Below are 13,627 nucleotides of genomic sequence, written 5' to 3'. Positions count from 1 at the left end.
ACATTAACTTTTCAGAAAGAAAAAAAGCCCGAAATTGGGCTTTTTCTTGATTTCAACCGAGTTTTACTTGGTAAAATAAGTGTCGTGAATTTTGTCATATTCGCCATTGGCACGCACTTGTTTGAGCGCTTCATTGAGCATATTCAAGGTGGCGGTATCGCCCTTGCGCACGGCAATGCCGTAGTTTTCCACTTCAAAATCAGGCACGGCAACCATGCTGAAGCCTTTGTCGCTGTTATTTTTAATGTAATTGCCCACCACGGCGCTGTCGCTGACCACCGCATCCAAGCCGCCGCTTTCCAGATCTTTAATCAGCAAGGGCAGGTTTTCAAAACGGGCGATTTTCGGGCTGTTGTTGCCCAAAATTTTCGAAGCGGCAAAGTCGCCGGTGTTGCCGGTAACCACGCCCACTTTGGTGGCATTTTTCAAATCATCTGCCGATTTGATTTCTTTGCCTTTGGGCACCAAAATCACTTGGGTGATTTCAAAATAAGGCTCGGTGAAATCCATGGTTTGTTTGCGCTCATCGGTAATCGTCACCGCAGAAATAAGCATGTCGGCATCGCTGTTGGCCAGCGCAGGGAAGAGGCTATCCCAAGGCTGATGCTTGTATTCCACTTTGAAATTGCCCGCCTGAGCCAGCGCATTCATCAAATCCACATCAAAGCCTTGCACCTGATTGCTGGAATCAAGCGATTCAAACGGGGCAAATTCGGCATTCATTGCCACCCGGTAAACTTTATTGCTGTTGTCGGCCGAAGCGGCCGCGCCGGTGTTGCTGCTTTGGCCGCCGCATGCGCCCAACATCAGAGCAGAGCAGGCAAAAGCCGCCGCCAGCCATTTTTTCATATTCATGGTGTTTTCCTTATCAAGCAATGGTTATCAGGCTTGCAATTTTAGCATAAATTTACAAAATGCAATAATGCTTTCAGACGGCCTGTTTGATGTATTCAACGCTCTTTTTCACGGAAAAAGGCATAAGTCACATCATGGAATAAATCCACATGGGGGCTGTCTTCATATTGCAGCTCGGCCAGCGTATCTTCAAAAGCCAGTTGCACCGATTCCACCACATCTTGCGCAATATCGGCGGGCAGGGCGCTGATCATGCCTTTAAAGGCCGTGGCCAGCACCTGATTTTGCATGCGCAACACATCATTGGCTTCTTCGAGATAGTCGAGGCGTTGTTCGAGGCTGCTCATGATGTTTCCTTTAATAATCTGTTAGAATAAGCGCATTATACCGAACCATACGGCTTTAAACAGCCGCTACCTGCACCGGAGCATCAGAAAATGGACAGCAAACGTTCGCCATCAGAGTTAACCTTTACCTTAGAAGAGCCGGCCGGCGCACCGGTTGAGCCGCAGCAAGAAGATTTCGATTGGGAGCGCGGCCTCGAGCAATTGCGCGAGCGCCGCCACAGCGATGCACCGCAATCGGAAACCCGTGTCGAACCTACTCCGGTTGCCGTGAAACCGGTGCGCGCTGTCGACAAAAGCCATGCGAAAGCACAAGAAAAAGCATTGCGCGAATACTTGTTGCAATGGCAGAAAACGTACAATGAAAGCATCCCGGAAGAAGAGGGCGCGGAAACCGACACCACCGTGCTGCTGCAAGAAGATTGGCTTGCCGCCCAAACCGCCTTGCAGGCCGCCGATGAGGGGCAAGTGCTCAAAACCCATACCGTTTGGCTGAACCCGAAACGGCAAAACGCGACTGAGCCTGCGCAAACACAAAACCCGACACAACATGTGCCGGAAGATGAAGCATTGCCTGATTCAGAGGGCATGCCGGTTATCGTGCAAGTGCTTGATCCGCAGGTGGCCGCGCATCAACCGGTGATGTGTTTATCGGAAAGCGAACTTATGGCGCGCCTGAGCAAGCGCCTGCGCCCGCACCTGACCGATGCAGTAAACGGCATGGTGCGCGTGGCCGTGCAAAAACAGGCGGCCGCGCTCACTTATCAGCTGCAACAAAACCTCAACGAGCAAACACCGGCCCTGGTTGATGAAATTCTCGAATACAATTTAAAAGCGGTGATGTCGGAAATCAAATACGACTTAAAATTCAAGCGCCGCCAATAAAGCAAGCTTTAATCAAGATAGTCCGGAATGATGAAAAACTGGATTTGGATTGCCTTAGTGGTGGGCGCCATAATAGGCTACCAACTTTGGCAGCAGCAAACGCCCGGTAAAACGGATGCGCCGAACCATGCTGCCGCGCCTGCCGACACCGATGCCAAATTGCAGGCAGCATTTGATGGCAGGCAGAGCAATCTGCAAATTCAAGGCAGCGGCGTGGTCAGCAAAACCTTGCCCGACGATAACAAAGGCTCGCGTCATCAGCGCTTTATTCTAAAGCTTGCCAACGGCCAAACCTTATTGGTGGCGCACAATATTGATTTGGCTCCCAGAATTCCCCAGTTGAAAAAAGGCGACGCCGTTGCTTTTTATGGCGAATACGAATGGTCGGCACAAGGCGGCGTGATTCACTGGACCCATCACGACCCCAAAGGCCGCCATGCAGATGGCTGGCTTGAACATCGCGGAATCATTTATCAGTGAAGCAGGCGGCCATAAAACATCAATGCTGAAAAAAGTAATTGTAGTTTGATTGCTTGATGGTGAAAATCTATAGAACCCCCTGTGTGGGCATTACCGTGACATGGTGCTAGTTTCGCATAATCTGTATTATGTTAAATTATTGACATGGAAATTATGTGCTGACAAATGTGCATGTAGCTAAAGTAATTTACACTCATTTATTTATTCCTTTTTTCTTATACACTTAAACCAAGGCCGTCTGAAAAAACTTCAGACGGCCTTGGTTTAACAAGATAGATAAAGAGCTGTCTTCCTTCTGCCATAAATCAGAATCTATAATTTAGGCACTTGCTCAAGCCATCAATCCAAATGTTCATTGCCAGGCGGTGCCAGCACGGTGCGGTTGCCGTTGCTTTCGGGTGCGGACACGATGCCGTCGGCTTCCATCTGATCAATCAGGCGTGCGGCGCGGTTATAGCCGATACGCAAATGGCGCTGCACTGATGAGATGCTGGCTTTGCGGGTTTTCACCACGCAAGCTACTGCATCATCATACATCGGGTCGAGCTCGCCATCGTTGTTGCGGCCGTTGTTGGCATTGCTGAATATATCATCGCTGCCTACGCCGGCGGTGAGAATGTCGTCAATATAAGCCGGTTCGCCGAATTGCTTGAGATATTCCACCACGCCGTGCACTTCGTCATCGGAAGCAAATGCGCCGTGCACGCGTTGCGGATAGCCGATGCCGGGCGGCAGAAACAGCATATCGCCCTGCCCGAGCAGGTTTTCGGCGCCCATTTGGTCGAGAATGGTGCGGCTGTCGACTTTGCTGGACACTTGAAACGCGATGCGGGTGGGAATATTGGCTTTAATCAACCCGGTAATCACGTCTACGCTGGGGCGCTGCGTGGCCAAAATCAAGTGAATGCCGGCGGCGCGTGCTTTTTGGGCCAGCCGGGCAATCAGCTCCTCGATTTTTTTGCCGGCCGTCATCATTAAGTCGGCAAACTCATCTACCACCACCACGATAAAAGGCAGCTTTTCCAGCGGCTCGGGATCGCCGGGTGTGAGGCTGAACGGATTAGCGAGCTTTTCGCCGCGCGCGGCGGCTTCGGCTATTTTTTGGTTGAAACCGGCCAGGTTGCGCACGCCCATGTGGCTGAGCAGGCGGTAGCGTTTTTCCATTTCGTTTACACACCAATTGAGCGCGTTGGCGGCCAATTTCATATCGGTCACCACGGGCGCGAGCAGGTGCGGGATGCCTTCGTAAATGCTTAATTCGAGCATTTTCGGGTCGATCATAATCATGCGCACTTCTTCGGGCGTGGCTTTGAAGAGCATGGATAAAATCATGGCATTCACGCCCACCGATTTGCCCGAGCCGGTGGTGCCGGCCACCAAAAGATGCGGGGCTTTGGCTAAATCGGTAACCACAGGCTGACCGGTAATGTCTTGCCCCAGCGCCAGCGTGAGCTTGGATTTGGAATCTTGAAACACCGGCGCATCAAAGATTTCGCTCAAGCGTATCATTTGGCGCTTGGGGTTGGGCAGCTCCAGCCCCATACAGGTTTTGCCGGGTATGGTTTCCACCACGCGAATCGAAGCCACGCCGAGCGAGCGGGCCAGGTCTTTTTCAAGGTTTAGCACGGCATTGCCGCGCACACCGACATCGGGTTCGATTTCGTAACGGGTAATTACGGGGCCGGCGTATGCATCCATCACTTTGACTTTAACCTTGAATTCGGCCAGCTTCTCTTCAATCGTGATGCTGTTTTCCAGCAGCGCATCTTCGGTTTGGGTGGCGCTGGGGTCGAATTGCGGCGGCAAAAGCAGGCCGAGCGAAGGCAGGTGGGTGCCTGCGCCCTGCTCTATTATGCGCGGCGGCGTCATACTTTCAGACGGCATAACAAGGTTGGCCGATTGCTCGAATGCGGCTTCAGACGGCATTGCGCCAGATTGTCCGTTTTGCAGCCAAACAGCTTCTTCTGAGGCCGTCTGAATGCTTATTGCAGGCTCAATCGGTGCGGATTCGCTAATCAAGCGGTCGGTAATCGACCAGCGCGGGGCATCGCTGATGTGTGCGTTTGCAGCGGGCTCGGGTGGCTGGTAAGCGTCGAACGCATCATAACGCTCATCATAAGCGCTGCCGTTAAATACGGGCGGTTCGGGTATATCAAGTGGCATCATATCCACTTCCGGCATAGGCGGCGGCTCGACCACGGTAGCCGTGGGCGCGGCTGTCGCAGCCATAGCGGCATAAGGCGTGAAGCGGGTGGAAATCGGCGCAGCTGCCTTGGGCACTTGCAGCTTGATGGCGTGGCTTTGCTCCACTCGTGCGGCTTCTGGAATCACGCTTTCGCGCACAGTGGTGTTGACGCGGCGGATGCGGCGGTTGACCGGCGAATCGGTTTTGGCCAGATTGGCCAATATTTCGCCCTCGGGAATCACATTGGGTTGCGCGGTTTGCAGCGGCTCTTGCGCCGAAACTTGGCGGCGGCGCGCCATACGCTGGCGCAGCAGATTGGCGCGGATGTCTTCTTCGCCTATGGTTTCGGGCGCGCCCATGGCTTGGCGCACCGATTCGGCCAGCTCGGTTTTCGGGGTTTGGTGGCTGATTTTTTGCACTTCTGCCAAAGTGCGGGCGCGGGTGCGTATCAGCGCAGGGTCGTCGAGGCTGATGGTTTTCAATTCCACAGGCGGCTTGGGTGCTTGCACGCCGGCGGCTTCGAGCGCGGGCTTGAATTGCCAATTCACATCCACCACTTCCAAATCAGGCGCCGGCGCGTGCGTTTGCAGCTCGGCTTGGTGGGCGGGCGTGTTTTGCGGCTGTGCCAAATCGGCCAACGGTGTTTCATATAGGGCGCGGGTGGCCTCTTCGAGTGTAATCACCGGCAATTCGGCATCTACGGCTTTGGCGCTGCGGTATTCGCTTTCATCAAATTGCAGATAAGGCGCCGGTGCAATGGCTTTGCCGCTGCTGGGGCGAGGCTTCGCGGCGGGCGCAGTAGGCGCAATCACCGCGCCAAACATCGGAATATCGTGGCCGGGCGGTACGCCATCAGGCGCTGCCGGCTCAGCTTGCCCAATACGCAAGGGTTCGGCTTTGAGGGCGCGGATGGGTGCTTCATCAGCGACTTCATCAATGTCTGCCGGAAGCTCGGCCGAAGCGTCTTGTGTGGGCGCGGCAAAAATCGGCAAATCATCGAGATTGTCGTTGGGTTGTAAGGTGTTTTTGCCGGAAGTGGCATCGAGCTTGCGGCTGTGTTTGGGAGACAATTCGCGCAGCTTAGCAACGGTTTTATCGTATACGGCGCGCGCTTCTTCGGCTGCTTTGTGGCTTTGGCGGGTGTTTTGCAGATTGGGATCAACGCCGCGCAAAGCTTTGGGCGGTTTGGCGGCCATGTCTTCAGGGCTGAAGGCCGGCTGGGTTTCGTGGCGGCTCAGATAAGTGAGCTCGCGCAGCCATTCGCGCTCCTGCTGCCGGCGCATCCACAGCACTGCGGCAATCGCGGCCAGCAGCAAAATCAATAACAACGTCCACAACATAAATAAGGCAACCCTGAGTCGGTTTCGGCAAATGTGTTATTTTAACGTGTTTTGCCGGTAAACCAAACTGATTTCACCATCAGCTGTGTTTTTCGGAATCTGCACCCTGCCCTATGGACGGATTCGCGTATAATCATCAAGCTTCAGGCCGTCTGAAAGGCGTTCAGACGGCCTGCTTTATCCTTTTGTTTGCACCGGAATGCCGACATGAATTTTCTTGCCGCTTGGTTTCCTTTGCCGCTGGCGCTGGTCGCGCATGTGGTGTTGCTGGCCTTGCTCGCCGGCTGTGCAAAGCCTGCTTGGCGCGCTTTGCGCAGCCATGGTGCGGCTGCGGCGGCCGCTGCGCTTTTGCTGGCGGTTTTATGGGGGCTGCATGCCGAATTGAGCAGCGGCCAGCTCGCCGGCCTGACTTATCATTTGCTCGGCATCAGCCTGATTACCTTGATGCTGGGCGCGCCCGCTGCTTTATGGCTGGGCACGTTGATGCTGCTGCCCTACACTTGGCTTTTGCACGGCTCGAGCAATCTGAATATTATCAGCTTGAATGCATTGGTTTTATTGCTGCCGGCTATCATAATAAATGTGCTTATCCGCTGCGTTGGCCGCAAACTGCCGCCGAATATTTTTATCTATATTTTTGTAAATGGGTTTCTGGCTGCGGCAGCGGGCATGCTGGCAACGGGTGCGTTATTATCGGGCTTGCTGCAAGCAGCTTCGGTGTATCCGGCTGAGGTGTTGTGGCATTCGGCCTTTCCGGTGTTTTTTCTGCTCTCTTGGGGCGAGGCTTTTTTAAGCGGCTTGTTTGCGGCCATTTTTGTGGCGCTGGCACCGCAGCTTTTGGCCACTTATGATGACGCGCATTATTTGCAGCCGCGTCATCAAATCTGGAAATCTTGATTTAAAGGAACGGAAACCATGTTTGCCAATGTGGTTGTGATTGTGATCGGCGCAGCTTTTGGTGCGTTGATGCGCTGGGCTTTGGGCTTGTGGCTCACTTCTCATGCGGCCTGGCTCTCGCTCGGCACTTTAATGGCCAACTGGATCGGCGCTTATATTATCGGCGTGGCCGCTGCGATGATTGAATTTTGGCCGGCTTTCCCGCCGCATTGGCGCTTGCTGCTGATTACCGGTTTTCTCGGCAGCTTGACCACGTTTTCCGGCTTTTCGCTTGAGGTGGTCGGCATGTTGCAGGCGCAGCGCTGGGGCGCGGCGGTGGCCACATCGGCTTTGCATTTGTTTGGCTCACTGCTGCTGACGGTGTTGGGCATGGCCACGGTGTCGGCGCTGCGCGGTTGAGTATGTGCTTCAAAAAACCAAAGGCCGTCTGAAAAGTTTTCAGACGGCCTTTGGTTTTTCTATTTTAATGTGCGCTTTTGCTGCTGAGCTGGTTGCGGTATGAATACCAATACACCGCGCCGACAAACACCGCGCCGCCGATAACATTGCCGATATAAACCGACAGCATATTCCAGCCGAATTGCGTCCAGCTGATATCCGCCCCGCCCCAAATCGCTGCCGGAATCACAAACATATTGGCCACTACGTGTTGGAAGCCGATGAGCACAAAAATCATAATCGGAAACCAAATGCCTAATATTTTGCCCGACATCGACTGCGTGCCGTAGCACAACCACACGCCCATGCACACCATCCAGTTGCAGCCTATGCCCGAAACCAGCGCCCGGCCGAAATCGGCAGACACTTTGCTCTCGGCCACCGCTATGGTTTTGTGCAGAAATTCTCCTTCGGTCAGGCCGACATAATGGCCGAAAAACCAGGCCACGAAAAAAGCGCCGAGCAGATTGGCCAGGGTTACAATCAGCCAATTGCGCCCGAGCGCGGCCAATGAGATTTTCTTTGCCAGCCATGCAGCGGGCAACACCATCATATTGCCGGTAATCAGTTCAGCGCCGCCGATTAAGATGCAGATCAGGCCGATAGGAAACACCGCTGCGCCCATCAACACGGCCAAGCCGCTCCATTCGTGCGGCATGCCGCCGACCACATGGATATAGGCCAGATAGCCCAACGAGATAAACGCGCCGCCGAGAAAGCCCAAAATGCTCAAAGAAAGCGTGCTGCATGCCGCTTTGGCCTCGCCTTTTACAATGGTGGCCTGCAAAATCTCATGTGGATATAAAGCGCTCATTTTTTGTTTGCCTGTGTGTGAGGTTTTTCGATGGCGCATATTGTAAATGGTTTTCAAACCGCGATTTTGATTTAGCTCATTTTCTTGTAGGTAAATTACATTTAAGCTTGTGGCTGTTCAGACAAACCGTAAAAGCAATAATGTGAAAAGCCGTCTGAAAAGCTTCAGACGGCTGTTTAGCAATCTATCGCGAAATGAAAAATAAAGTGACATAAAGCAGATCGCACAATAATAAGGCAAGGCGCAGTAACATTTTAGATTCAGTATTATCTGTTTTTTCGAGCAATCAAAAAAACCGCCGGGCAAGTGCCACAGCGGTTTCTGCAAGCCTTTCAGACGGCCTGATTATTGATTCAACTCTTTAGCCAGATACAGCCAAGTTTCAATCACGGTGTCGGGATTGAGCGACACGGTATCGATGCCCTCTTCCACCAACCATTTGGCAAAATCAGGATGATCCGACGGGCCTTGGCCGCAAATGCCGACATATTTATTGTGCTTGCGGCAAGCGGAAATCGCCAAGTGCAGCATTACTTTCACCGCCGGATTGCGCTCGTCAAACGTGCTGGCAATCGGGCCGCCGCTATCGCGATCCACACCCAAAGTGAGCTGGGTCATGTCGTTGGAACCGATGGAGAAACCGTCGAAATATTGCAGAAATTGCTCGGCCAACAAAGCATTGCTCGGCACTTCGCACATCATAATCAGGCGCAGGCCGTTTTTGCCGCGCTCGAGACCGTTGGCTTTAAGCGCTTTAATCACTTGCTCGGCTTCGCTCAGGGTGCGCACAAACGGCACCATAATCTCAACGTTGGTGAGCCCCATATCGTCGCGCACGCGTTTGAGCGCTTCGCATTCGAGCGCAAAGCAATCTTTGAAATCATCGGACACATAACGCGCCGCACCGCGGAAACCCAGCATCGGGTTTTCTTCGTGCGGCTCGTAAATATTGCCGCCGAGCAGATTGGCGTATTCGTTGGATTTGAAATCAGACATGCGCACAATGGCTTTGCGCGGATACACCGATGCGGCCAACGTGGCCACGCCCTCGGCGATTTTGTCGACATAAAAAGCCACCGGAGAAGCATAGCCGGTAATGCGTTCGTTGATTTCAGCTTGCAAATCGGCGTCTTGTTTGTCGAATTCAATCAAGGCTTTGGGGTGGATGCCGATTTGGCGGTTGATGATGAATTCCATGCGCGCCAAGCCGATGCCTTCGCTGGGCAGGCCGGCAAACGAGAAAGCCAGCTCCGGGTTGCCCACGTTCATCATGATTTTCACCGGCGATTTGGGCATTTTATCCAAAGCCACATCGGTAACTTCCACATCCAGCAAGCCTGCGTAAATCAAGCCGGTGTCGCCTTCGGCGCACGACACGGTAACTTCCTGTCCCTCGGAAAGCACGCTGGTGGCATCGCCGCAGCCCACCACGGCCGGAATGCCCAGCTCGCGCGCAATAATGGCGGCGTGGCAGGTGCGGCCGCCGCGGTTGGTCACAATTGCCGAAGCGCGCTTCATCACCGGCTCCCAATCGGGGTCGGTCATGTCGGTAACCAAAATATCGCCCGCTTTTACGGTGTCCATTTCCGAGGCGTCTTTCACCAGGCGCACTTTGCCTTGGCCGACTTTTTGGCCGATGGCGCGACCTTCGCACAACACTTTTTTCTCGCCGTTGATCGCATAGCGGCGCAGGCTGCGACCACCCTCTTCTTGCGATTTCACGGTTTCCGGGCGCGCCTGCAGGATGTAGAGCTTGCCGTCGGTGCCGTCGCGCCCCCATTCGATGTCCATCGGGCGGCCGTAATGCTGCTCGATAATCAACGCATATTGCGCCAACTCGGCCACTTCGGCATCGCTGATAGAAAATTGCTTGCGCGCCGCCTCGTCCACATCCACCACTTGCACAGATTTACCCGCTTGCGCTTGGTCGGTGAAGGTCATTTTAATCAGCTTGGAGCCCATGGTTTTGCGTAAAATCGCCGGTTTGCCGGCTTTCAAAGTGGGCTTGTGCACATAGAATTCATCCGGGTTGACTGCGCCTTGCACCACGGTTTCACCCAAGCCGTATGAAGAGGTGACAAACACCACTTGGTCGAAACCGCTTTCGGTGTCGATGGAAAACATCACGCCGGCCGCGCCGCTGTCGGAGCGCACCATGCGCTGCACACCAGCCGACAAAGCCACCACATCGTGGGCAAAGCCTTTGTGCACGCGGTAGGAAATGGCGCGGTCGTTATAAAGCGAGGCAAACACATGCTTCATCGCCTCTTTAACATTTTCCAAGCCATTGATATTAAGGAAGGTTTCTTGCTGGCCGGCAAAAGATGCATCGGGCAGATCTTCGGCGGTGGCTGAAGAGCGCACAGCCACGGCGATGTTTTCGCTGCCCGCATCGGCCACCATTTTATCCCATGCGGTTTTGATGTCGGCATCGAGCTGCTCGGGGAACGGGGTGTCTAAAATCCATTGGCGGATTTCTTTGCCCACGCGTGCCAACTCGATAACATCTTCCACATCCAAAGCGGCCAGCGCTGCGGAAATACGTTCGGCCAGGCCGTTGTGTGCCAAAAAGGCGCGATAGGCTTCTGCGGTGGTGGCAAAGCCGCCGGGCACGCGCACGCCTTTTTCAGTCAGCTGACTGATCATCTCGCCCAAAGAGGCGTTTTTACCGCCCACGCTTTCCACATCGGTCATGCGCAGGTTTTCAAACCAAATCACGTAATTTGCAGCCATTTTTAATCCAAGCTTAAAGTCAGTTAAAAAAGAAATGAATCTCCGCCGCTATTCTAACCACAGCGGCTTGAGCTGTCATGTGTTTTATCGCGTTGCTAAAAGGCCGCGCAGTCTTGAAAATTGCGGGAAGCCGCATTTGTAGTGAAATGAAACAGATAATTCCATAGCGCTGATTTTTTGTTAATCGTTGTTAATCAGGGCTTTCAGAACTCATTAATGATTTTTCAGACGGCATTTAATGTTTTATTTATGGCATTTTCTGCCAATAATTTGAAAAATTTACACAAAAAATGGGTATTTCAATTTATTTATTTTTATTTGTAGTGGTGTGTAGTTTTTGCGATAGGGCTTTATTCAACGGATAGGGCTTGATATGATGATAAGTGCTGAGGCCGTCTGAAACACAGCCGCCTTACTGCCGAAAATTATGACGATTATTCAGAGAAATGTGAGCTCACTTTATGGCACGCCGCCCCGCTTTTTTTATTTCCGACCGCACCGGCCTTACCTCCGAGAGCATGGGCGAAGCCCTGCTTGATCAGTTTGAAGGCATTAATTTCAAGCGCACCACCTATCCTTTTGTCGACACGCCCGAAAAAGCCCATGCCATGGTGCAGATTATCAACAGCGCCGCCGAGCAAAGCGGCCTGCGTCCGCTGGTGTTCAGCAGCATCATTGATAATCAGATACGCGAAATCATCAAGCTCAGCTCCGGCCTGCACTTGAGCTTTTTTGATGCTTTTCTGGGCAAAATCGAATGCGAGCTCGGCGTGGCTGCCCGCCATGCCGTGGGCCGCAACCACGGTATCACTGACACCGAGCGCTACGATGCGCGCATGGAAGCGGTGAATTTTTCGCTCAACCACGACGACGGCATCAGCGGCAAAGATTTAAAAGATGCCGATGTGATTTTAATGGGCGTATCGCGCTCGGGCAAAACGCCCACCTGCCTTTATTTGGCGCTACAATACGGCATACGTGCCGCCAACTACCCGCTCACTCCCGATGATTTGGAAAGCACCGATTTGCCGCGCATGGTTAAAGCCTATAAAAACAAGCTCTTCGGCCTCACCATTTTGCCCGAGCGCCTGCAAGCCATCCGCCACGAACGCCGCCCCGATTCCACTTATTCGCAGCTCAACACCTGCCGGCGCGAAGTGGCCGATGCACAGGCGATGTTCCGCCAACACGGCATTCCGTTTACCAACACCACGGATAAATCGGTGGAAGAATTGGCGGTCAACATTATGCAGGCCTGCCAGCTGCGGCGGCGCTTTTAAACCGGTGTGATGCAGATAAACAGGCCGTCTGAAACGCTTTCAGACGGCCTGTTTATCTGCATTTAAATGCAGCTTATCAAGCGATTAATAAGTGCCTTTAACCAAAATATCTTCGGTGACATTGTGAATATCGCGATGCCCGGTGAAAGCCATCGAAATATCCATTTCTTTATACAGAATTTCCAGCGCGCGGGTGACACCTTCTTCGCCGTAAGCACCCAGGCCATAGAGGAAAGCGCGGCCGATCATGGTGCCGCGTGCGCCCAGTGCCCAGGCTTTCAGAATATCTTGGCCGCTACGGATACCGCTGTCGAGCCACACTTCGATATCGCTGCCCACAGCGCTCACCACATCGGGCAAGGCTTTAATGGTGGAAGGCGCACCATCGAGTTGGCGGCCGCCGTGGTTGGAAACAATCAGCGCATCGGCGCCGCTTTTTACCGCCAATTCAGCATCTTCCGGCTCCATAATGCCTTTGATAATCAGCTTGCCGCCCCACATATCTTTGATGCGGGCCACATCGTCCCAGCTCAGGCGCGGGTCGAATTGTTCGGCGGTCCAAGATGAGAGCGACGATAAATCGCCCACATTTTTGGCATGGCCGACAATATTGCGAAAGGTGCGCCGCTCGGTGTTGAGCATTTTCATGCACCATTCGGGCTTGGTGGCCAGATTGATCATATTGGCGATGGTGGGTTTGGGCGGTGCGGAGAGGCCGTTTTTGATGTCTTTGTTGCGCTGGCCGAGCACCTGCAAATCAGCGGTGAGAATCAGCGCCGAGCATTTGGCCGCTTGCGCGCGCTTGATAAGGTTTTCCATAAATTCGCGGTCGCGCATCACATAAAGCTGAAACCAAAACGGCGCACTGGTGTTTTCGGCCACATCTTCAATCGAGCAAATCGACATGGTGGAAAGCGAAAAAGGCACGCCGAATTTTTCGGCGGCGCGCGCGGCTAAAATCTCGCCGTCGGCATGCTGCATGCCGGTGAAGCCGGTGGGCGCGATGGCCAGCGGCATTTTTACTTCTTCGCCGATCATTTTGGTGGCCAGGCTGCGGCCTTCCATATCGACCAACACGCGCTGGCGGAATTTGATGTCTTGAAAATCGCTGCTGTTGGCGCGATAAGTGCTTTCTGTCCACGAGCCTGAATCGGCATAATCGTAAAACATGCGCGGCACTTTGCGCTGCGCCACGCGGCGCAAGTCTTCGATGCAGGTCATTTTGCTCAAATCGCGTTTCATTTCAATCTCTCTTATCGGTTGCTGTGTATTTTATCGTTGTGCGCCGCGGTTTGTTTCTATAATAAATGTTTAATGCCGTCTTACAGTTTTCAGACGGCATTAAGATTCATATTCAAACAAAAAACGAAGCTCTA

The 13,627-nt window shown here is 53.3% G+C and carries 11 protein-coding genes; 5 read left to right on the top strand and 6 right to left on the bottom strand.

Annotation, left to right across the window (positions count from 1 at the left end):
* Positions 1-63: 63 nt before the first annotated feature.
* Positions 64-855: a basic amino acid ABC transporter substrate-binding protein gene (locus tag LVJ78_RS06660; protein ID WP_132952164.1), complete on the bottom strand. Its 792-nt coding sequence runs from the start codon at positions 853-855 to the stop codon at positions 64-66.
* Between the two features lie 95 nt (positions 856-950).
* Positions 951-1,202, bottom strand: a complete 252-nt coding sequence (locus tag LVJ78_RS06655) for an NGO1151 family protein (RefSeq protein ID WP_132952166.1) — start codon at positions 1,200-1,202, stop codon at positions 951-953.
* Between the two features lie 90 nt (positions 1,203-1,292).
* On the opposite strand from LVJ78_RS06655, the gene LVJ78_RS06650 reads away from it, so the two are divergent.
* Together LVJ78_RS06650 and LVJ78_RS06645 are read left to right on the top strand one after the other, a co-directional pair.
* On the top strand, positions 1,293-2,084 hold the full coding sequence (locus tag LVJ78_RS06650; RefSeq protein ID WP_132952168.1) for a hypothetical protein: 792 nt from the start codon (positions 1,293-1,295) through the stop codon (positions 2,082-2,084).
* A gap of 27 nt (positions 2,085-2,111) precedes the next feature.
* Positions 2,112-2,564, top strand: coding sequence for a DUF3465 domain-containing protein (locus tag LVJ78_RS06645; protein ID WP_243650313.1), 453 nt, complete (start codon positions 2,112-2,114; stop codon positions 2,562-2,564).
* Between the two features lie 339 nt (positions 2,565-2,903).
* Here LVJ78_RS06645 and LVJ78_RS06640 read toward each other — a convergent pair whose 3' ends face one another.
* On the bottom strand, positions 2,904-6,089 hold the full coding sequence (locus LVJ78_RS06640) for a DNA translocase FtsK (RefSeq protein WP_132952170.1): 3,186 nt from the start codon (positions 6,087-6,089) through the stop codon (positions 2,904-2,906).
* A gap of 207 nt (positions 6,090-6,296) precedes the next feature.
* Between LVJ78_RS06640 and LVJ78_RS06635 the strand changes: the two genes are divergently transcribed.
* Positions 6,297-6,986, top strand: a complete 690-nt coding sequence (locus LVJ78_RS06635) for an energy-coupling factor ABC transporter permease (protein ID WP_132952172.1) — start codon at positions 6,297-6,299, stop codon at positions 6,984-6,986.
* Between the two features lie 18 nt (positions 6,987-7,004).
* Positions 7,005-7,385 carry a fluoride efflux transporter CrcB gene (gene crcB / locus LVJ78_RS06630; protein WP_132952174.1) on the top strand — a complete coding sequence of 127 codons (381 nt, stop codon included), beginning with the start codon at positions 7,005-7,007 and terminating at the stop codon, positions 7,383-7,385.
* Between the two features lie 64 nt (positions 7,386-7,449).
* On the opposite strand, the gene LVJ78_RS06625 is transcribed toward crcB, so the two are convergent.
* Positions 7,450-8,238, bottom strand: a complete 789-nt coding sequence (locus tag LVJ78_RS06625; protein WP_132952176.1) for a formate/nitrite transporter family protein — start codon at positions 8,236-8,238, stop codon at positions 7,450-7,452.
* Positions 8,239-8,583: 345 nt separating this feature from the next.
* Positions 8,584-10,971: a phosphoenolpyruvate synthase gene (ppsA, locus tag LVJ78_RS06620; RefSeq protein WP_132952178.1), complete on the bottom strand. Its 2,388-nt coding sequence runs from the start codon at positions 10,969-10,971 to the stop codon at positions 8,584-8,586.
* A 461-nt stretch (positions 10,972-11,432) separates the two neighbouring features.
* Here ppsA and ppsR point away from each other — a divergent pair, with 461 nt between their 5' ends.
* On the top strand, positions 11,433-12,251 hold the full coding sequence (gene ppsR / locus LVJ78_RS06615; RefSeq protein WP_132952180.1) for a posphoenolpyruvate synthetase regulatory kinase/phosphorylase PpsR: 819 nt from the start codon (positions 11,433-11,435) through the stop codon (positions 12,249-12,251).
* 84 nt (positions 12,252-12,335) lie between these two features.
* Here the strand turns inward: ppsR and LVJ78_RS06610 are convergent, their stop codons facing one another.
* A complete protein-coding gene (locus LVJ78_RS06610; RefSeq protein ID WP_132952182.1) occupies positions 12,336-13,493 on the bottom strand; it encodes an alpha-hydroxy acid oxidase in 1,158 nt (385 codons plus the stop codon).
* Positions 13,494-13,627: the final 134 nt, after the last annotated feature.

Origin of the sequence: Uruburuella suis (genome assembly GCF_022870845.1) — a bacterium.
Classification (GTDB): Bacteria; Pseudomonadota; Gammaproteobacteria; order Burkholderiales; family Neisseriaceae; genus Neisseria; species Neisseria suis.
The sequence above is the reverse complement of the archived record's forward strand: the minus strand, read 5'-3'. Positions and strand labels throughout refer to the sequence as shown.